The organism is Bacillus sp. EKM208B (genome assembly GCF_011800725.1).
Classification (GTDB): Bacteria; Bacillota; Bacilli; order Bacillales; family Bacillaceae; genus Bacillus; species Bacillus velezensis.
In genome coordinates this window covers 215,306-235,616 of sequence record NZ_JAANHO010000002.1, presented here as the reverse complement: position 1 = coordinate 235,616, position 20,311 = coordinate 215,306, and the positions used below count along the sequence as shown (strand labels likewise).

Below are 20,311 nucleotides of genomic sequence, written 5' to 3'. Positions count from 1 at the left end.
AAGGAGGGTGCAACGGATGACAGCCGTAAATCAAACCATTTCCAAAGTCGTAAACGGAAAACGCGTCATTACGAAAAAACCTGAACTCCTTGCTCCGGCAGGAAACCTTGAAAAATTAAAAATTGCCGTTCATTACGGAGCGGACGCGGTTTTTATCGGAGGGCAGGAATACGGACTCCGCTCAAATGCGGATAACTTCTCAATAGAAGAAATCGCAGAGGGCGTAGAATTTGCCAAAAAATACGGGGCAAAAATATATGTGACAACAAACATTTTCGCCCATAATGAAAATATGGACGGTCTGGAAGAATACTTAAAAGCGTTGGGAGACGCAAAAGTTGCCGGAATTATCGTCGCTGATCCGCTGATTATTGAAACATGCCGGAGAGTGGCCCCGGACGTAGAAATTCACCTCAGCACACAGCAGTCCCTTTCCAACTGGAAAGCGGTGCAGTTCTGGAAAGAAGAAGGGCTTGACCGCGTGGTGCTTGCCCGTGAAACGAGCGGACTGGAAATTAAAGAAATGAAGGAAAAGGTGGATATTGAAATCGAAACCTTTATCCACGGCGCCATGTGTATCGCTTATTCAGGCCGATGCGTGCTGAGCAATCACATGACGGCCCGGGATTCCAACCGCGGCGGCTGCTGTCAGTCCTGCCGCTGGGATTACGACCTGTATCAGACAGACGGTGCAAACGCGGTCGCGCTCTACGACGAAGAAGATGCTCCGTTTGCGATGAGCCCGAAAGATTTAAAATTGATTGAATCCATTCCGCAAATGATCGAGATGGGCATCGACAGCCTGAAAATTGAAGGCCGGATGAAATCAATTCATTACGTTGCGACGGTTGTCAGCGTGTATCGCAAAGTCATCGACGCATACTGCGCTGATCCTGAAAACTTTGTCATTCAAAAAGAATGGCTGGATGAGCTGGACAAATGTGCAAACCGGGATACCGCGCCTGCTTTCTTTGAAGGCACGCCCGGGTATGAAGAGCAGATGTTCGGTGAACACGGAAAGAAAACAACATTTGATTTTGCCGGTCTCGTGCTCGCGTATAACGAGGACACTCAAATGGTGACGCTCCAGCAGCGCAATTTCTTTAAACAAGGTGACGAAGTGGAATTTTTCGGTCCTGAAATCGACAATTTCACATTCACAATCGGCACTATTTGGGACGAAGACGGAAACGAGCTTGATGCTGCCCGCCATCCCCTGCAAATCGTTACATTTAAAGTAGACAAAAAGATTTATCCGAGCAACATGATGAGAAAGGGGAAGTAATCACCAATGGGTAAGAGTCCTGTAGTTATAGGCATCGCAGGAGGTTCCGGATCAGGAAAAACAAGCGTCACCCGTTCCATCTATGAACAGTTTAAAGGACACTCGATTTTAATGATCCAGCAAGACCTTTATTATAAAGACCAAAGCCATCTTCCGTTTGAAGAAAGGCTGAACACAAACTATGACCACCCGCTCGCATTTGATAATGACTATTTAATCGAGCATATTCAAGAGCTTTTGAATTACCGGCCGATAGAAAAGCCGATTTATGATTATAAACTGCATACGCGTTCTGAGGAAACCATTCCGGTTGAGCCGAAGGATGTCATTATTCTGGAAGGCATTCTCGTTCTCGAAGATAAAAGGCTTCGCGACCTCATGGATATGAAACTTTATGTCGACACGGACGCAGATCTCCGTATCATCAGACGGATTATGAGAGATATTAACGAAAGAGGCCGTTCAATCGATTCTGTCATTGAGCAGTATGTGTCCGTCGTCAGACCGATGCACAATCAGTTTGTTGAACCGACGAAACGCTACGCGGACATCATTATTCCGGAAGGCGGGCAAAACCACGTCGCAATCGATCTGATGGTCACGAAGATTCAAACGATCCTTGAACAAAATGCAATTTTGTAATACCATAGCATAGACATAAATAACTCAGACCATATTATGTATAGGCTGGAAGGGAATGAGACAGTTCCCTTCTTTCCCTGTTTATAAACCGAAACATTTGCAGAAAACACACATTCAGTTTAAGATAAACAGTACCTATATGGGAGAGAAGAACGAGGACTGCCCTGTGTTCTCATTCTTGATTTTTTCGTTTATGCTCTCATACATAATCACACGTTATTGTTGAGGGACAACCACCAAGGAGTGAAGGAACATGGCACAAGAAAAAGTTTTTCCGATGACTCACGAAGGAAAACAAAAACTTGAACAAGAATTAGAGCAATTGAAAACGGTTAAACGTAAAGAAGTAGTAGAACGTATTAAAATCGCAAGAAGCTTCGGAGATCTGTCAGAGAACTCTGAGTATGATTCTGCAAAAGAAGAACAGGCATTTGTGGAAGGGCGCATCACGACGCTTGAAAACATGATCCGGAATGCGAAAATCATCGAGGACGACGGCGGTTCAAATGTAGTCGGTTTGGGAAAAACCGTATCATTCATCGAATTGCCGGACGGTGAAGAAGAATCTTACACGATTGTCGGAAGCGCTGAAGCTGATCCGTTTGAAGGGAAAATTTCAAACGACTCGCCAATCGCCAAAAGCCTGCTTGGCAGAAAAGTGGACGAAGAAGTGACAGTTCAGACGCCGGGCGGAGAAATGCTCGTGAAAATTGTGAAAATTTCATAAGATCCGTTTAACAATGAAACACCTCGTCCAAAATGTGGATGAGGTGTTTTTTATGATCGTATCAAAAAGGCTGAAAGCGGCCGTGATTTGTTTTCTGCTCGTGTTTTTCTTTCTGCTTGCCAGGCTGGCTGAAATTCAGCTGTTTTTTACAGAATCTTTTTCAAAATCCAATATTAATCTGATTCAGGAAAGCGTCAAGCAGCGGACGGAAGAAGTCCTTATTTCAGACGGACGCGGCTCTTTTCTTGATCGGAACGGCAAAGAACTGACCGGAAAAAAGCAGCCTGCCGTCATACTGTTTCCTTTTCTCGTGACGCAGGATTGGCCGGTTGACCGGGTATCAGACATTCTCGGAATGAAACAGGGGGAGCTCAGGCAGCTGCTCACGGAAGCAAAAAAACCGGTGATCCTGAACAGCAGAAAAATAAAACATTTGACGAAACAATCCGTGTCAAATATCAATTCTTTGAAATATCCCGGCATTTACGGCGTATATATGAAAGACAGCAAAGAAACAAACATAGCCGCTCATCTGTTGGGCGCGACAAACCAGGACCCTGAGCTTTTGAAAAAGAAATACCCCGGCAGGAAGGAACTGCCGATCACGGCAAAAATCGGGACAAGCGGGATGGAGCGGACGTTTGATGAGTTTTTACTGGCGGATCAGGACACAAAACTTTTGTATCATGTCGACGGAAGGGGAAACCCTTTATTCGGAATGGACGTCAAATATACGGCTGAAGCAAACGCGTTTTATCCGCTGCAAGTCAAAACCTCCATCGACCGCAATATTCAAAAAGCAATGGAAGATGTATTGAAAGACCGCGGGTTAAAAAAGGGGGGAGCCGTCCTTTTAGACATTGAAAAAAGCAGTGTGCTCGGAATGGTATCTAAGCCTGACGCCGACATGTCAAAGCAGCAGACACTGCAAAATTACATGCTGACGCCGATTTATCCGGGATCAGTATTTAAAACGGTGATCGCCGCAGCCGCAATAGAACAAAACGAAGTGAAGCCGGGCACATCCTTTAACTGCAATCTCAACCTGTACGGAGAGCCGGGTGATGACAAAGGCACGCTCAGTTTTGGAGAAAGCTTTGCCCAAAGCTGCAATTATACGTTTACAAGCCTTGCGGAAAAATTGATCAAAAAAGATGAATCCGTTATTGAAAACATGGCGGAAAAACTCGGTCTCACCCAGCGGGCGGGCTGGGAGGGCAAGCTGTACCGGGAAGACGGATTCAGACAGCTGTATAATGAAAAAAGCGGGGTCATTTGGGGAGATGACAAAGACAAAACCGTAAAAAAAGCCGTCGCACAGACGGCGATCGGGCAAAAAAACGTGAAAGTCACCCCTCTTGAAGTCGCCAATATGATGGCGGCGATCGCGCGCGGCGGTGAAAAAAAACAAGTGAAAATCGCGGACAAAATTGAATACAAAAACAAAACGACGATGGCGTCATTCAAAGATCAGCAGTTAAAAGGGGAAAACATCGACAAATATACGGCGCAGCAGCTTCAAAAAATTCTCAGAGAAGTCGTCACCTCACCGAAAGGAACCGGCCGAAGGTTTCAGGATCTGCCGTATGAGATAGCAGGCAAATCGGGAACGGCCCAGACGGGAATGTTCACAAAAGAAAAACAGACGCTTTACCACAAATGGTTTGCGGGATACTTTCCCGCGGACAAGCCGAAATACGCTCTCGTGGTGCTGCACATGGACACGCCGGGGGATAAGGCTCTGACAAATACAGTGTTTTATGATATTGTTAAAAAGGTACATGAAAATGAAATAAATCAGACATAGAACAACCGCTCAGCCCATGTTAAAATATATGCTGAGCAAGAGGGATAAAGGAGTGCAGAATGATTGAGCAATAAACAATCTCGTTTTGAAAACCGTGATAAGCGCAGAAAAGCAAATATGGTGCTTAACATTTTAATTGCTATCGTATCTATTCTTATTGTTGTCGTTGCCGTCAGCCTCTTCATCAACAGTCCGTCGGGCGACGTGAGCGAAAAAGCGGACACGAGCCAGAAGCAGGAAACACCTGCATCAGGCAAGACGAAGCAGACATCGGATGAAGACATAAAAGACAGCAAAAAAGATACGGCATCAGACGATGACAAAAAAGATAAACAGGATAAGGACACATCTGATTCATCTTCAGACTCTGACAGCAAAAAAGACGATGATTCATCGAAAAGTGATGACAGCAGCAAAAAAGACTCTGATTCAAGCGATCCTTTTAAAGGCGCAAAAATAACAGAGGGCGGCTCATCAAGCGATGTCGAGAAAACAATTGTTAACCCAAAATGGAAAGCGGTCGGCACAAAGCAGACGGGAGAACATGCGGCGACGTATGACTCAAGCTCTGAAGACTGGGCCGAAATGCTTGACGCCATCTCTTACGCAACAGGCGTGTCAAAAGATCACATGACAGTGCTGTGGCTCGGGAACAATGGAAGCCCGCAAGATGCGAAGGGTAAAGTTTTAGACAAAACGAACGGCAAAAAGTATCAGGTCACCATCACTTGGAAAGACAAAAAAGGCTGGAAGCCGACAAAAGTAGAAACCTTAAAATAACCGCAAAAAAGCAGCTGAGTAATCAGCTGCTTTTTTCTGTCATACGTCAGCTGAAAAATGCACCGACGCGCTGTAAAGGATTCTGCCGTCAACGACCGTCACCTGATGGGATACGGAACGGACGCGAAGCATAATCGCCTGGTTGTTTTCAATCTGAACGTTTATTTTCTTTTCAAGCTCCTGCAAAGATGCCGCTTCGAAAAATTCTACTTTATCTTTGATTAAATCCAATTGAAAATTCATCAGTACAGATCCTCCTGATTTTTCTTCTGAGTCAATGAAAGTATAAGCCTTTCTGCCGTAATTGCGCAATAATCCCAAAGTATTTTAGTACCCTTCCATTCTTTTTTGTGATAGGATAGGAACTGTTCCACGATTAATCCATACTATACTCATAGGAATTATAAATTATGGAGAGTGAAAAATATGGGCCGTGAATTTATTCCTTTATTTGAAGATTGGGCAGCGACTTATGACGCCACAGTGCACGGGGCTGACAAACAATATGCTGCTGTTTTTAAAGGATATGACAATATTCTTGACAGCATTGTCGCACTTTCAGGTTCAAACGTTTTAGAGTTCGGACCGGGAACGGGGAATTTAACGGCGAAATTAGCCGCCGCGGACAAAAAGGTGTTTGGTGTAGAACCGTCTCCGTCAATGAGAAAACTGGCGTCTGACAAGCTTTCTGACAAAGCCGTGTTCAGTGACGGAGATTTTCTGGAGTTTCCCGCTCCGCCTTTTCAAATAGATACCATCGTCAGCTCGTACGCCTTTCATCATTTAACCGATGAAGAAAAGCGAACGGCTGTAAAGCAGTATGGCGCAATCCTTCAGAAGCATGATAAAATAGTGTTTGCCGATACTGTCTTTAAAGATCATGAAGCTTATGATGAAGCCATTCAAAAAGCAAGCCGAAACGGCTATCATCAATTAGCGGACGATTTAAAGACGGAACATTATCCGACACTCGCGACAATGAAAAACATCTTTTCAGAAGAGGGATTTGCCGCGCGGTTTACGCAGCAAAATGACTTTGTCTGGATAATGGAGGCGATTAAACGGTAAATCGAAGGGATTGTGTATAAATGAAACTGGCAGTCATCGGAGCAATGGAAGAGGAAGTTACGATTTTAAGAAGCAAACTGAAAGACGCAAAACAAGAGATGATCGCTCACTGTGAGTTTACAACTGGCAGCTATGAAGGCGTCGAAGTCATCTTGCTGAAATCGGGTATCGGGAAAGTCAACGCGGCGATCAGCACGACGCTTCTGCTTGACCGTTTCAAACCTGATTATGTGATTAACACAGGCTCAGCGGGCGGTTTTCATCATACATTGAATGTAGGCGACGTCGTCATCTCAACAGATGTCCGCCATCATGACGTGGATGTGACGGCGTTTGACTATGAATACGGACAGGTGCCGGGTCTTCCGGCAGCATACAAAGCTGATGAAAAGCTGATCAGCATTACTGAGGAAGCGGTTTCTGAACTGAACGGCATTCAAGTCGCCAAAGGCACAATCGCTACGGGAGATTCTTTTATGAATGATCCGAAGCGGGTTGAAGACGTACGCGCCAAATTTGCGGATTTGTACGCGGTTGAAATGGAAGCTGCGGCTGTCGCACAGGTGTGCCACCAGTTCAAAACGCCTTTTGTTGTCATCAGAGCTTTATCTGATATTGCCGGAAAAGAATCTGACGTTTCATTTGATAAATTTTTAGAACAGGCTGCCGTTCATTCAACTGAGCTTGTCCTGAATGTCATCAAACGAATTCACTAAGCGGGGGATTCTCGTTCTCCTCCGCTTTTCCAGGAGGAGGACATATATTGAACGTGATAACAGATATTACAGAACTGATCGGAAATACACCGCTGCTCCGTCTCAAGCATTTTGATATACCGGAGGGAACAGCGGTTTATGCTAAGCTTGAGATGATGAATCCGGGCGGAAGCATTAAAGACAGGCTGGGCGGGATGCTCATTGAAGATGCGCTTCGCACTGGAAAGGTGAAACCGGGCGGCGTTATCATTGAGGCGACTGCCGGAAACACCGGGATCGGACTCGCTCTGTGCGCCAGAAAGCATCAGCTTCGCGCCGTTTTTTGCGTCCCGGAGCATTTCAGCAGAGAAAAGCAGCAAATTATGAAAGCTCTCGGAGCGGACATCGTGCATACGCCGAGAGAAGAAGGCATGCAGGGAGCCATTCGAAAAGCGGTTGAACTGGAGAGAGAGATTAATAATTCTTATGCCGTTCTGCAATTTAAAAACCGAGTAAATCCATTGACTTACTATAAAACGATCGGGCCCGAAATATGGAACGCGCTCGGCGGGGATATCCACGCTTTTGTCGCAGGAGCTGGTTCCGGCGGCACTTTTGCCGGTACGGCAGCTTATTTAAAAGAGAAAAATCCTGCCGTCAAAACGGTGATCGTTGAACCGGAAGGCTCGATCCTGAATGGCGGAGAGCCGCATGCCCATAAAACGGAAGGCATCGGCATGGAGTTTATCCCGGATTATATGGATGAGAACCATTTTGACGCCATTTACACGGTGGAAGACGATACGGCGTTTTCGCTTGTCAGAGAAGCGGCCGAGAAAGAAGGCCTCTTAATCGGAAGCTCTTCAGGGGCGGCTCTTTATGCAGCGCTTGAAGAAGCGAAAAAAGCGCCCGCCGGATCAAATATCGTCACTATTTTCCCTGATGGCAGCGATCGATATATAAGCAAAAACATTTTTCAAGGAGGTCAGTAAGATGAAGAAAAAAACGCTGATGGTGCACGGAGGAATTACGGGAGATGAAAAAACAGGAGCGGTTTCCGTACCGATTTATCAAGTAAGCACGTACCGGCAGTCGAAAGCGGGCGAGCACACGGGTTATGAATATTCAAGAACGGCCAATCCGACGCGGACGGCGCTTGAAAGCTTAATTGCGGAGCTTGAAGGCGGCGCGGCGGGATATGCGTTCGGCTCAGGCATGGCTGCGATTACTGCCGTCATGATGCTGTTTGACAGCGGCGATCATGTTATTTTGACGGATGATGTATACGGCGGCACTTACCGCGTGATGACAGGCGTGCTGAACCGCTTCGGCATTGAAGCGGACTTTGTCGATACGAGCAGTGAAGAAAAAGTCCAAAAAGCCATCCGTCCGAATACGAAAGCCATTTATATCGAAACACCGACAAACCCGCTATTGAAAGTGACTGACCTCAAACTGATGTCTGACATCGCAAAAGAAGCGGGCGTATTGCTTATCGTCGATAATACGTTTTACACGCCGTATTTTCAGCAGCCGCTCAGCTTCGGCGCGGACATCGTGCTGCACAGCGCGACAAAATATCTCGGCGGCCACAGTGATGTCGTCGGCGGCTTAGTCGTCACGGCTGATAAAGAGCTCGGTGAAAAACTTCATTACGTGCAAAACTCAACAGGCGGCGTTTTAGGACCGCAGGATTCATGGCTCTTAATGAGAGGCATTAAAACACTGGGACTCAGAATGGATGCCATCAATCACAGCGCCGGAAAAATCGCCGAGCTGCTTGAAGCGCATGATGCCGTTCAGACGCTCTACTATCCGGGATCAGCGAAACACCCGGGCCATGAGCTGACAAAAGCGCAAAGCTCCGGTTTCGGCGGAATGATTTCCTTTGATGTCGGCAGCAGCGAACGCGTCGACGCGTTTTTAGAAAAATTGAACCTGTTTACGATCGCGGAAAGTTTAGGAGCGGTTGAAAGCTTAATCTCCGTGCCGTCCAGAATGACGCACGCTTCGATCCCGCGCGACCGCCGGCTTGCGCTTGGCATTACCGACGGGCTCGTGCGGATCTCAGTCGGTATTGAGGATACTGAGGATTTAACGGCGGATGTGAAACAGGCGCTTGATTCACTTTTATAAAGAATGGATAGATTTACATTCTCTGTCGGCTGTCAGCTTGTATTATAATGTTGGTAGACTATAAAACTGGCAGGTGACCTTATATGGAGAAGAAAAGACTGAAATCATTAATAGAAGATTTTAAGCATTACGCATTTATTCTGCTTGCAGTCAGCACCTTCATTTATATCGGCGCGGTTCTTCCCGGACAAGGGCTGACTGCGGGCCAGAAAATGCTGATGTTTGTAACGGATTGTGTATTTTTAGCGGGCGCTTATTTCTGCGTTGACCGTTCACTTATTTATAAAAAGAGGCTGGAAGAGGCCGATGAATAAAAAAAAAGCCATTGTCTTTTGACAATGGCTTTTTCGTTTCTTATTCAGACGGGTTTTCGCGTAATTCTTTTCCCATTCCTTTTAAAAACTGCAGCCCGAAGCCGAGCGCGCGGTTAATATCAGGATCACCGACGGCTTTCATCAGTTCAAACATACTGACTTTCCTGTCCTCTTTTAAAAATCTTTGCGCCTGATCCGTCCCGGCCATGGCGCTTTCTAAAAGTCTGCCCATAAATTCGGGATCAGCTTTTGACAGCGCGCCTCCCGCGGCCATCATCGTATTCAGGAGATTGGTGACAGGTTCCCGGGAAATCTGTCCGAGTGCGATTTTGGCAATCTCCTCTTTTGCCTGGAGCATATAGCCGGCGGCATCAAAAATGCCCAAGCTATTCAGCTCTGCCATGATGGACATCGTTTTCGCGACGGCTTCTTCATTTTCTGCGAGAAGCGTCTTCAGCTCTTCCAGTTTTTCAGCTTTCAGCTGTTCCTCTGTTTTCGTTTCTTTTTGAATTTCAGTAATTGGGCTTGCCATAATGTTTCCTCCTTTCCTTAATCAGTTAAGTGCACATAGCCCGGACGGTTCCATTTTCGCTGAGCTTCCACACCGTTTTGCGGATGACGTTTTTTGTTCCGCGGATTCGTTTTCGGAAGCGGCGGAGTATCACAGGAACCGAGCACTTCCATGCGGACTTTTGTCTGCTTATAGGCAGGTGTATGTGTCCGTGAATCATACGCAGGCCCGGTCAGGAAATTAATCGCAGAATCTTTATCTGTAGAGTTCATCGGCAGATAAAGCTCATTTGCGCGGACGCGGTCTGTCACAAGCGCGTTCAATTTAACCGCCCCAAAAGGAGAGACGAGCCGGATCATTGTTCCGTCGCAAATTCCGCGTTCAGCCGCGAGCTCCGGCGATACTTCAACAAATACATCCGGAACTTTAGACTGAATGCCTTTTGACTTGTTTGTCATGTTTCCTTCGTGGAAATGTTCAAGCATCCGTCCGTTGTTAATATGCAGGTCATATTCTTCAGGGAATACAGCAGGCTCCACCCAATCGCTCAGCGCAAAGCGGGCTTTTTTGTCCGGGAAGTTAAAGCCGTCTTCATAAAGAAGCGGAGTGCTTTCTCCCGTAAAGCTTCCCCACAGGAAGCTGTTCCAGCCGCTAAGAACGTCGTAGCTTGCTTTTCCGAACAGCGGAGAAAGGCTCGCCATTTCTGAGAAAATGTCGCTAGGATGCGTGTAATTCCAATCAGCGCCTAAACGATTGGCGACTTCCTGAATAATCCACCAGTCGGGTTTTGCATCGCCGAGTGTCGGAAGCGCCTGATACAATCTTTGCACACGACGCTCTGTGTTTGTAAATGTTCCGTCTTTTTCAAGAGATGGAACCGCAGGCAGGATGACATCCGCGTATTGCGCCGTTCTTGAAAGGAAAATATCCTGTACAACAAAGAAATCAAGGCTGGATAAAATGTCATGAACATGGTTGGCGTTTGAATCGACGAGCGCCATATCTTCACCGACGAGATACATGGCTTTCATGTTTCCTTCTTCAATCGCATGGAGCATTTCGATATTATCAAGACCCGGCTTGCCGTCAATTTCAACACCGTAAGCTTTTTCGAATTTAGCGCGTGCCGCATCATCTGTAATATGCTGATATCCCGGAAGCCAGCCTGGAAGAGTTCCCATATCGCAAGCGCCTTGAACGTTGTTATGTCCCCGCAGCGGATAGGCTCCGGCGCCCGGACGGCGGTAGTTTCCTGTGGCAAGCAGCAGGTTGGAAATCGCCGCTGATGTATCAGAGCCGCCTGTATTCTGGGTTACGCCCATGCCCCAAAGAACACAAGTGCCGTCTGCATCACGAATCATTTCGGCAATGCGGATGATCGTATCCTGAGAAAGTCCGGTGATGCGCTCCGCATATTCCAATGTGTATTTTTCCAGCGTTTCTTTATAATCATCAAAGTAGTTGACATTTTCATCAATAAACGCCTGATCGTGCCAGCCTTGGTCAATCATATATTTCGTTACTGCCATGAGCCAGACCTGGTCAGTCCCTTGTTTCGGGCTGATAAAGAGGTCGGACCGTTCAGCCATTTCATTTCTGCGCAGATCGGCAACAATCAGTTTTTGGCCGTGCAGCTTATGGGCGCGCTTCACGCGTGTGGCCAGAACCGGATGTCCTTCCGCCGGATTGGCGCCGACGATGAGCACGAGGCCCGCTTTTGCGATATCTTTAATTGTGCCGGCGTCTCCGCCCATACCGACGGTGCGGAATAAGCCGTCCGTTGCCGGTGACTGGCAGTAGCGTGAACAGTTATCCACGTTGTTGGTTTCAAATACTTGGCGTGCCAATTTTTGAATGACGTAGTTGTCTTCATTCGTAATTTTAGAAGAAGAAATAAAACCGACAGAACCATTTCCGTGTTCGGCCTTGATCGAACCGAGTCTTGAAGCGACAAGGTCAAGGGCTTCTTCCCATGACGATTCAACAAATGCGCCGTTTTTCCGGATGAGCGGTTTTGTAATCCGTTCTTCCGAATTCACGAAGTCCCAGCCGAATTTCCCTTTCACACAAGTGGAAATCGCGTTAACCGGAGCATCGGAAACAGGCTGAATTTTAAGGATGTCACGGCCTTTTGTCCATACTTCAAAAGAGCATCCGACGCCGCAGAACGTGCAGACTGTTTTTGTTTTTTTCGTCCGTTTATCGCGCATAGCCGCTTCCACTTCTGACACGGCGAAGATGCTTGTATAGTCGGGTTCAACATTTTTTACTAAATCAATCATCGGTTCCATGACATCTTCTTTTATACCTGTCATAAATCCGGCTTGGCCGAGCATTGATTTTTCCATCAGTGCGTTACAAGGACAGACAGTGACACACTGGCCGCAGCTGACGCAGGATGATTCATTAATGGCGACGCCTTCATCCCAAATGACCCGCGGGCGGTCGCGCTCCCAATCAATTGAAAGAGTCTCATTCACCTGAAGGTTTTGACACACTTCCACACATTGGCCGCAGGCGATGCATTGGTTCGGATCATAGCGGTAAAACGGGTGAGACATATCAACCGCGCACTTTGAATCATCTTTCGGCGTATATGGATATTTCTGATGCTCAATTCCCATCATTTCCGCTGTATTATGCAGTGTGCAGTTGCCGTTGTTGTTATCGCATACCGTACAGTAAAGCAGGTGATTCTCGAGCAGGCGATCCATGGCCTCTGTCTGAGCCTCTTTTACCCTTCCCGACGTAAGCGAGATGGACATCCCGTTTTCTGCAGCCGTGGAACAAGAGCGCTGCAATTTCCCGTTTACTTCAACAATACAGGTGTCACATGTTTGAATCGGATCCACTTCCGGTACATGGCATATTTGCGGAATCTCAATTCCGTTTTGGTTTAAAATATCTAAAATCTTAGACCCCTCTGGTGCTTCATACTCCGTGCCGTCAATTTTGACACGGATAGACTGAACGTCTGTCACTTCCAATTCCCCTCCATCTTTTAAACTCGAAAAAAAGCCATGCACATAGATACCGGCCTCCTGTCCGGAGAACGGTATAAATACGCATGGCGGAATAGTTCACTAGCAAGTCTTACTAACAGACCAATCCTATTTGTATAAAACGATAGACTCGTAACACGTTTCCTATTACAAATCCATCTTCACTGCTTTTATTATAAGGTGATATTTATTATAATACAATACGAAAGGAAAACTTTAACCAGGTGAAATGTCACAAAGGGGAACCGGGAATGTCTTTCATAGGCTAAAATCGGAGGGGACAATATGTCTAAAAAAATTCATGAATTTAACGATATTATCCGGAAATTGCGCAAAGAATTATTTGGAAAGGGGCCTGAACGAATTCACACCGTTTTTGTGGATAACATGGCGGTATCTACACTTTACGGCAATCTAAGCGCAAGTGAGCAGTTTATCGCACGCACGCCTGAAGGAAGAGAAATGGTTCATGCGGCGCGGACCAGCTTAATTCAGGAACTGTATTCAAAACAAACGCCTGACGGAATGGAAGAGCTCATCGGAGCAAAGCTGGTGCATCTGTTTTCAGATATAAAAATAGAGGAAAATATTGCTGTATCGGTGTTTGTCTTTGACCGCTCAATTGAAGAGCATAAAGAAGAAATCAAAAGCTGACAATATTCAATTGACACGAAATTGTCACATTTGATATGATATGAACTGCCGGCAGTGGCCTAAGGACGATTTTTTATGGAATGTGTGCATGATCTGTACATATTCTATACCGCATATTTTCATTCTGCTTGATATTGGTGTATGGGTATGCATACAAGTTAGGCAGCATTCAAACCCTCGTTTTTTCAGACGGGTTAGTTGAATGCTGCCTTTTTTGTTAGGCGTCTTTGGAAACTGCGGGCTGAATTGTTAAATGGAGGGGTTATTATGGCTTTTCGTAAACCGGACGAAATAGCGGAGCTTGCGGTCGAATCAGGGGTAAAAAAGGTGCATTCACCGCTTTCAGCACTGATTGTATTAGGATTTTTGGGAGGAGCGTTTATCGCACTCGGTTATTTGCTTGATATCCGTGTCATCGGCGACCTTCCGAAAGAATGGGGAAGCCTGTCGAGTTTAATCGGGGCGTCCGTGTTTCCCATCGGATTGGTGCTCGTCGTTCTTGCCGGCGCGGAGCTGATTACGGGAAATATGATGTCGGTATCCATGGCGCTGTTTTCCAGAAGAATATCCGCCGGTGCATTAGTGAAAAATTGGGTGATCGTGACGTTGATGAATCTTGTCGGCGCACTGTTTGTCGCTTACTTTTTCGGACATGTTGTCGGATTAACCGAAACAGGACCTTACTTGGAAAAAACGATTGCGGTCGCACAAGGCAAATTGGATATGCCGTTTGGAAAAGTTATTGTTTCGGCGATCGGCTGTAACTGGCTTGTCTGTTTGGCCGTCTGGCTTTCTTTCGGCGCAGAAGACGGAGCCGGAAAAATCGCGGGTATATGGTTTCCGATTATGGCGTTTGTCGCAATTGGTTTTCAGCACGTTGTAGCCAATATGTTTATCATCCCGGCTGCGATTTTTGCAGGTTCTTTTTCGTGGGGTGATCTGATTGGCAATCTCATTCCGGCCTTTATCGGGAATGTCATCGGCGGGGCAGTGTTTGTCGGCCTTATTTATTTTATTGCATATTCAAAAAAAGATCAGAAAAAGCAAGGGATGAAAAGAGTTTCCTGAGGTAAGAAAGATGCCGGAAAACACGGACAATTGAAGCGGAATGCCAGCACATTTTCCGTCCAAATCTTGAAAAAAATGTTTACAAAATGGAAGTTGATGGATATACTTACAAAGTAAGAAAAAAGCAAAGGGAGGTTGAATCACATGACGACGTTAAACGGCAATCAAAATCTACAATTGAACCGATTCAGCCTGTGGAAGAGTTCGTGTCCTTCCTTAACCTCTGCCCGTCAAGCACGTTAATTTCGGAGTATCAGGACATTCGCAGCTCCCCGCAGGGAAAGAAGCACCGTCTTCTTTTGTCTGCGGATTTAGTCTGCCCGCAGCGCATATGAACTTTGCTGCGGGTTATTTTCGCTTGTGCGGATATTGAAAGGGGGTGAGCGATAATGACCATTAATCTTTTCTTTTTAACACTGACCATTTCAAAGCGTTTTAAAAGTGCGGAAGAGTATGAACGAGAACAGCAGGTCGAAGAGTTTTATAATGAAGCGAAAGAACGCCAGCTGAAACATTTTTATATGAACTAACGGACACGAAGGGCCAAAACGGAGGAGAAGGAGGAGATCATCATGTTCAGAATTGAACTGCTGAATCATTACACAATGGAGAAGGACCAGGTTTAGCGAGGATGTTGCTGTCACGTCGCAGACGGCCTGCATACCATGGTAAAGAAAGAAAAATTGGTTAGCGGGTGATAGCATGCAGGGCGGTCAGAACAGAATTCCATCCATCGGGCACGGGTATGCGTCAATGCCTCATTCATTTAAACACGGCTACGGCAACCCGTACCGCCGGCAGAGAATGGCGGCGCTTTCCCGGCAGACAAGATATATAGCACCGTATTATTGGTACTAGAGCAGGCGGAAAACCTACGTTTTCCGTCTTTTTTTTATGAAAACAAATATAAATTTCAAATAAATCGAAACGTTCATGAAGAGAAGTGCGTCTAGTTAGTACCTCATACTAATACGAGGTAATATTATTTCTGAATAATAAATCACAGGAATGGAAAAGCGGGTGTTATACAATGTTGCAACATACATCTTCAGCATTAAAACGAATGCGCGCGAAATACTTTGCTGCATCAGAACCGGCAGAGTCAGTCATTCAGCAAATCTTGATGGACATACAGGAATACGACCGCATTTTGGAAATCGGGACCGGAAACGGCTCCATGTTTAAACAAATCATCGGACAGCTTGAAAAGGGCAGTCTTAAAAGCATAGAAACATCGAAACGTAAAATACGGAAAACACAGCGCGCAAACCGTTCGGTTATAAAAGCCGGGCTCGGAAACATTCAGCAGGGGAGGCCGGAAAGCATACCGTTCCGCGACCGCAGTTTTCATAAAGTCTTCTCGTTACATACTGCTGAAACAGTCAGCGATTACCGGACAGCATGTAAAGAAGTGTACCGCGTTCTTCAAATTGACGGGTGTTTCTATATGGTTTTGAAGCCTTCGCGGATGAGTGAGAAGGATGTGATTGAGGTGCTCTATGATCAGCATTTCAGAGACATTTCAGTTGTCAGCAGAGATTCATTCCATTTTATTACTGCCATTAAATAGAATATTTCTTGGGAAATAAAAAGAGCTGCTTAAGTCACTGCAGCTCTTTTTGTGAAATTGGGCATATTTCCTTATTTTTGGTTATTTCACATATATTTTATATTAAAAAAAGTTTTTTTCTTATACAATGATAATCAGATGACCGTACATTTTAAATATTTTGAACAAACGGAATGAATATTCATTCCGCATTTAGAAAGGGGGATGAAATGACAGCTTCAAACAAGGTTGAACTCATTATGAAAGCGTCGCTTACTTTGTTTACAGATAGAGGATTTGACGCAACGACGATTCCGATGATTGCCGCTCAGGCCGATGTCGGAACCGGCACAATTTACCGTTACTTTGACAGTAAAGAGACACTTGTGAACGTACTGTATCAGGAAAGTGCGCAGCGTTTTATGAAAAAAGTCAAAACGGACTTTCAGGATATATCTGTAAGAGAAGGGTTTCATCACCTGTTTTATTGTCTGATTGATTTTACGAAGGAAAGTGAGTATGCATTGTTTTTTCTTGAAACGAATAAGGACGCCTACTTTCTGAATGAAACGAGCCGTAAGCTTCTTGATGAAATAACACAGATGCTTGACGTCTTTTTTCAGCGCGGCAAGTCTGAAGGTGTGCTCCGCAATCTGCCGTCCAATGTGCTGATGGCGCTGCTGCTCGGGGCATATCTAAAACTCTATCAGCTTGTCCGGACGGGAAGCGTCGAAATAACAAAACCGTTTCTGAAAGAATTGGAACAATGTTCTTGGGATGCCATCAGAACTCATTAATTATACGCCGAAGGAAGGAAGATCGATATGAAACAGCTAAGCGCTATACCGCAGCCGAAAACATACGGGCCTCTGAAAAATCTCCCTCACTTGGAAAAAGAAAAACTGTCACAATCGCTTTGGAAAATTGCCGAAGAATACGGCCCGATCTTTCGTTTTGAATTTCCGAGCTCTGTCGGGGTCTTCGTATCAGGCCGCGAGCTCGCGGCAGAAGTCTGTGATGAAAAGCGATTTGACAAAAATCTCAGCAAAGCCCTGCTGAAAGTCCGTGAGTTTGGCGGTGACGGACTATTTACGAGCTGGACTCACGAAAAGAACTGGCAGAAAGCGCATCGGATTTTATTGCCGAGCTTCAGCCAGAAGGCGATGAAAGGCTATCATTCAATGATGCTGGATATTGCCATGCAGCTCGTGCAGAAATGGAGCAGATTAAATCCGAATGAAGAAATTGACGTCGCCGAAGATATGACGCGCCTGACGCTGGATACAATCGGCCTGTGCGGATTTCATTACCGCTTTAACAGCTTTTACCGCGACACACAGCATCCTTTTATCACAAGTATGCTTCGTGCGCTGCAGGAGGCAATGCGCCAATCGCAGAGACACAGCCTGCAGGACAAGCTGATGATCAAAACGAGACATCAGTTCCAGCAGGATATTGAAGAGATGAATTCGCTTGTAGACCGGATCATCGCTGAGCGGAGGGAAAATCCGGATGAAAATCTGTCTGACCTTTTAGCATTGATGCTTGAAGCGAAAGACCCTGTAACGGGGGAAAGGCTGGATGATGAAAATATCCGTTATCAAATCATTACCTTTTTGATCGCGGGGCATGAAACCACAAGCGGGTTGCTTTCTTTTGCGATATATTGCCTGCTGAAAAATAAAGATAAATTGAAAAAAGCCGTTCAGGAAGCCGAGCGGGTGCTGACGGGAGAGACACCTGAATATAAGCAGATTCAGCAGCTGACATATATCCGCATGGTGCTAAACGAGACTTTGCGGCTGTATCCGACTGCCCCGGCATTTTCTCTGTACGCGAAGGAAGATACGGTTCTCGGCGGGAAATATCCGATTGCGAAGGGACAGCCGGTGACGATTCTGACTCCGCAGCTGCACCGGGATAAAAGTGCGTGGGGAGAAGATGCCGAGTCATTCCGCCCGGAAAGGTTCAGTGATCCCGCGGCCATTCCGGCAGATGCGTATAAGCCGTTCGGAAACGGACAGCGCGCATGCATCGGGATGCAGTTTGCCCTGCAGGAAGCGACAATGGTGCTCGGCCTTGTCCTGAAACACTTTGAACTGATTGATCATACTGATTATGAGCTTACGATTAAAGAAGCTCTAACCATTAAGCCCGGTGATTTTAAAATCCGTGTGAAAAACAAGGACGTGTCCAATCAGCAGTCCGCACAAAACCATAAAGCTGAAGGCAGCGGTCACAAAGAAGAAATGAAAGAAATCCCGTCCCACGGAACGCCGCTTCTCATTCTTTACGGATCAAATTTAGGAACTGCGGAAGGAATCGCGGAAGAGCTGGCTGATATCGGAAGAAGCAAAGGATTTTCAACTGAAACCGGACCGCTCGATGATTATGCCGGGAAACTGCCTGTAAAAGGCGCGGTCGTTATTGTTACGGCTTCTTATAACGGGGCGCCGCCTGATAATGCGGCGGGTTTTGTGAAATGGATGGAAACCCTTGAAGATCAGGAATTAAAGGGTGTTTCTTACGCCGTCTTCGGCTGCGGAGACCGCAACTGGGCCGCCACTTACCAGAGGATCCCCCGCCTGATAGACAAAGTGCTTGAAGAAAAAGGGGCAAAACGGCTGACCTCTATCGGGGAGGGCGACAATGCCGATGATTTTGAGTACAGTCAGGAAGCCTGGGAAGACTCATTCTGGAAGGACATCATGAAGGCTTTTCATATAGAGGCCGCTCCAAAACAGACAAACAAATCACAGTTATCAATCGAATACGTGAGTGAAGCAGCCGAGACGCCGATTGCCAAAACGTACAAAGCATTTGAGGCGGAGGTCATCACGAACAAAGAGCTTCATACCGAAAGCAGCAAGCGCTCAGTCCGGCATATTGAGCTGCGTCTCCCCGAAACAGAAACGTATCAGGAAGGAGATCATCTCGGGGTGCTTCCGCAAAACAGCGGGGAACTGATCAGCCGTGTCATTCGCCGATTCGGTCTTGATCCGAACCAGCACTTTAAGATCAAGGGCCGGCAGCTGCCTCATCTGCCGATGGACCGGCCGGTTAATGCGCCGGAGCTTTTGGCGTCCTATGTAGAGCTGCAGGAGCCGGCAACGAGAGCCCAGCTTCGCGAACTTGCCGCACATACCGTGTGCCCGCCGCACCAAAAAGAATTGGAGCATCTTTATTCTGATGATGCGGCATATAAAGAAAACGTGCTGAAAAAACGAATGACCATGCTGGACCTGTTGGAAGATTATCCTGCATGTGAACTGCCGTTTGAGCGCTTTTTAGAACTTCTGCCATCCTTAAAGGCGCGCTATTATTCAATCTCAAGCTCACCGAAGGCAGCCAGCGGGGAGCTCAGTATCACGGTCGGCGTTGTGACGGCTCCGGCATGGAGCGGCCGTGGGGAATACCGGGGCGTGGCTTCGAACTATTTAGCCGGATTACAGAATGGCGATCCTGCCGTCTGTTTCATCCGCTCGCCGCAGTCGGGTTTCGCATTGCCTGAAAATCCGAAAACGCCTCTCATTATGGTCGGAGCAGGCACAGGAATTGCGCCGTTCAGGGGATTTATCCAGGCGCGGGCTGCCGAAAAAATGTCCGGTAACAGCCTGGGCGAAGCTCATTTATACTTCGGCTGCCGGCATCCTGAAGAAGACGATCTGTACAAAGATGAATTCGACGATGCGGAGAAAAACGGCCTTGTCACCGTGCATCGGGCGTATTCCAGATTAGATCAGGACTGTAAAGTTTACGTACAGGATGTCCTGCTTCGCGAGGCTGCACAAATTATTGCGCTTCTTGACCAAGGCGGCCATCTCTATATATGCGGCGACGGAAGCAAAATGGCTCCGGCCGTCGAAAATGTACTGCTTCAGGCGTATGAAAAGGTGCATAACACTGATTCAAAAGTTTCCTTGAATTGGCTTGAACAGCTGCAGGCGGAAGGAAGATATGCGAAAGATGTTTGGGCAGGTATGTAACAGAAGAGTGAGACAACTGAAGAATGTTTTTTAATTGAAGAAAGCCGGCACGATATTTGAAATCTACTGAATCAAAAGGAATAGTTA

20 protein-coding genes are annotated in these 20,311 nt (G+C 46.4%); 17 read left to right on the top strand and 3 right to left on the bottom strand.

All coding sequences use genetic code 11. The annotated features are described in order from the left end of the window. The first annotated feature begins 16 nt into the window (after positions 1–16). The 5 genes from G9F75_RS03955 to G9F75_RS03935 all read left to right on the top strand — a co-directional run bounded on the left by G9F75_RS03955 (position 17) and on the right by G9F75_RS03935 (position 5,241). On the top strand, positions 17–1,285 hold the full coding sequence (locus G9F75_RS03955) for a peptidase U32 family protein (RefSeq protein ID WP_017418217.1): 1,269 nt from the start codon (positions 17–19) through the stop codon (positions 1,283–1,285). A 6-nt stretch (positions 1,286–1,291) separates the two neighbouring features. Further along, a complete protein-coding gene (gene udk / locus G9F75_RS03950; RefSeq protein ID WP_003152763.1) occupies positions 1,292–1,927 on the top strand; it encodes a uridine kinase in 636 nt (211 codons plus the stop codon). A gap of 253 nt (positions 1,928–2,180) precedes the next feature. Further along, positions 2,181–2,654 (top strand): transcription elongation factor GreA, encoded by a 474-nt coding sequence (gene greA, locus G9F75_RS03945; protein WP_003152766.1) that lies wholly within the window; start codon positions 2,181–2,183, stop codon positions 2,652–2,654. 52 nt (positions 2,655–2,706) lie between these two features. Further along, the gene (locus G9F75_RS03940; protein ID WP_167408932.1) at positions 2,707–4,461 is read left to right on the top strand and encodes a peptidoglycan D,D-transpeptidase FtsI family protein; all 1,755 of its coding nucleotides are present in this window, start codon (positions 2,707–2,709) and stop codon (positions 4,459–4,461) included. 63 nt (positions 4,462–4,524) lie between these two features. Further along, complete coding sequence (locus tag G9F75_RS03935) at positions 4,525–5,241, top strand: YrrS family protein (protein WP_014418462.1); 717 nt, start codon at positions 4,525–4,527, stop codon at positions 5,239–5,241. 39 nt (positions 5,242–5,280) lie between these two features. Here the strand turns inward: G9F75_RS03935 and G9F75_RS03930 are convergent, their stop codons facing one another. Next, a complete protein-coding gene (locus G9F75_RS03930) occupies positions 5,281–5,484 on the bottom strand; it encodes a YrzA family protein (RefSeq protein WP_167408931.1) in 204 nt (67 codons plus the stop codon). 183 nt (positions 5,485–5,667) lie between these two features. On the opposite strand from G9F75_RS03930, the gene G9F75_RS03925 reads away from it, so the two are divergent. The 5 genes from G9F75_RS03925 (at position 5,668) to G9F75_RS03905 (ending at position 9,454) form a co-directional block, all read left to right on the top strand. Further along, the gene (locus tag G9F75_RS03925) at positions 5,668–6,309 is read left to right on the top strand and encodes a class I SAM-dependent methyltransferase (RefSeq protein WP_167408930.1); all 642 of its coding nucleotides are present in this window, start codon (positions 5,668–5,670) and stop codon (positions 6,307–6,309) included. A gap of 20 nt (positions 6,310–6,329) precedes the next feature. Beyond that, on the top strand, positions 6,330–7,025 hold the full coding sequence (gene mtnN / locus G9F75_RS03920) for a 5'-methylthioadenosine/S-adenosylhomocysteine nucleosidase (RefSeq protein ID WP_003152774.1): 696 nt from the start codon (positions 6,330–6,332) through the stop codon (positions 7,023–7,025). A gap of 47 nt (positions 7,026–7,072) precedes the next feature. Next, positions 7,073–7,996: an O-acetylserine dependent cystathionine beta-synthase gene (locus tag G9F75_RS03915; RefSeq protein WP_032873891.1), complete on the top strand. Its 924-nt coding sequence runs from the start codon at positions 7,073–7,075 to the stop codon at positions 7,994–7,996. A 1-nt stretch (position 7,997) separates the two neighbouring features. Further along, positions 7,998–9,140, top strand: a complete 1,143-nt coding sequence (locus G9F75_RS03910; RefSeq protein WP_128496742.1) for a bifunctional cystathionine gamma-lyase/homocysteine desulfhydrase — start codon at positions 7,998–8,000, stop codon at positions 9,138–9,140. 83 nt (positions 9,141–9,223) lie between these two features. After that, positions 9,224–9,454, top strand: coding sequence for a YrhC family protein (locus G9F75_RS03905; RefSeq protein WP_012118061.1), 231 nt, complete (start codon positions 9,224–9,226; stop codon positions 9,452–9,454). A 40-nt stretch (positions 9,455–9,494) separates the two neighbouring features. Here G9F75_RS03905 and G9F75_RS03900 read toward each other — a convergent pair whose 3' ends face one another. Both G9F75_RS03900 and fdhF read right to left on the bottom strand, forming a co-directional pair. Continuing rightward, complete coding sequence (locus tag G9F75_RS03900) at positions 9,495–9,986, bottom strand: helical membrane plugin domain-containing protein (protein ID WP_128496741.1); 492 nt, start codon at positions 9,984–9,986, stop codon at positions 9,495–9,497. A gap of 17 nt (positions 9,987–10,003) precedes the next feature. Then, the gene (gene fdhF, locus G9F75_RS03895; protein WP_087920802.1) at positions 10,004–12,946 is read right to left on the bottom strand and encodes a formate dehydrogenase subunit alpha; all 2,943 of its coding nucleotides are present in this window, start codon (positions 12,944–12,946) and stop codon (positions 10,004–10,006) included. 306 nt (positions 12,947–13,252) lie between these two features. On the opposite strand from fdhF, the gene G9F75_RS03890 reads away from it, so the two are divergent. The 7 genes from G9F75_RS03890 to G9F75_RS03860 all read left to right on the top strand — a co-directional run bounded on the left by G9F75_RS03890 (position 13,253) and on the right by G9F75_RS03860 (position 20,224). Beyond that, a complete protein-coding gene (locus G9F75_RS03890; protein WP_007408224.1) occupies positions 13,253–13,621 on the top strand; it encodes a Na-translocating system protein MpsC family protein in 369 nt (122 codons plus the stop codon). Positions 13,622–13,888: 267 nt separating this feature from the next. Continuing rightward, positions 13,889–14,689: a formate/nitrite transporter family protein gene (locus G9F75_RS03885; RefSeq protein WP_007408225.1), complete on the top strand. Its 801-nt coding sequence runs from the start codon at positions 13,889–13,891 to the stop codon at positions 14,687–14,689. 389 nt (positions 14,690–15,078) lie between these two features. Further along, positions 15,079–15,219, top strand: coding sequence for a YrzI family small protein (locus G9F75_RS03880; protein ID WP_003152787.1), 141 nt, complete (start codon positions 15,079–15,081; stop codon positions 15,217–15,219). A 172-nt stretch (positions 15,220–15,391) separates the two neighbouring features. Further along, positions 15,392–15,547: a hypothetical protein gene (locus G9F75_RS03875; protein ID WP_007408227.1), complete on the top strand. Its 156-nt coding sequence runs from the start codon at positions 15,392–15,394 to the stop codon at positions 15,545–15,547. A 172-nt stretch (positions 15,548–15,719) separates the two neighbouring features. Further along, complete coding sequence (locus G9F75_RS03870) at positions 15,720–16,259, top strand: class I SAM-dependent methyltransferase (protein WP_007408228.1); 540 nt, start codon at positions 15,720–15,722, stop codon at positions 16,257–16,259. A gap of 209 nt (positions 16,260–16,468) precedes the next feature. Beyond that, a complete protein-coding gene (locus tag G9F75_RS03865) occupies positions 16,469–17,035 on the top strand; it encodes a TetR/AcrR family transcriptional regulator (RefSeq protein WP_021494366.1) in 567 nt (188 codons plus the stop codon). Positions 17,036–17,062: 27 nt separating this feature from the next. Continuing rightward, on the top strand, positions 17,063–20,224 hold the full coding sequence (locus G9F75_RS03860; RefSeq protein WP_167408929.1) for a bifunctional cytochrome P450/NADPH--P450 reductase: 3,162 nt from the start codon (positions 17,063–17,065) through the stop codon (positions 20,222–20,224). Positions 20,225–20,311: the final 87 nt, after the last annotated feature.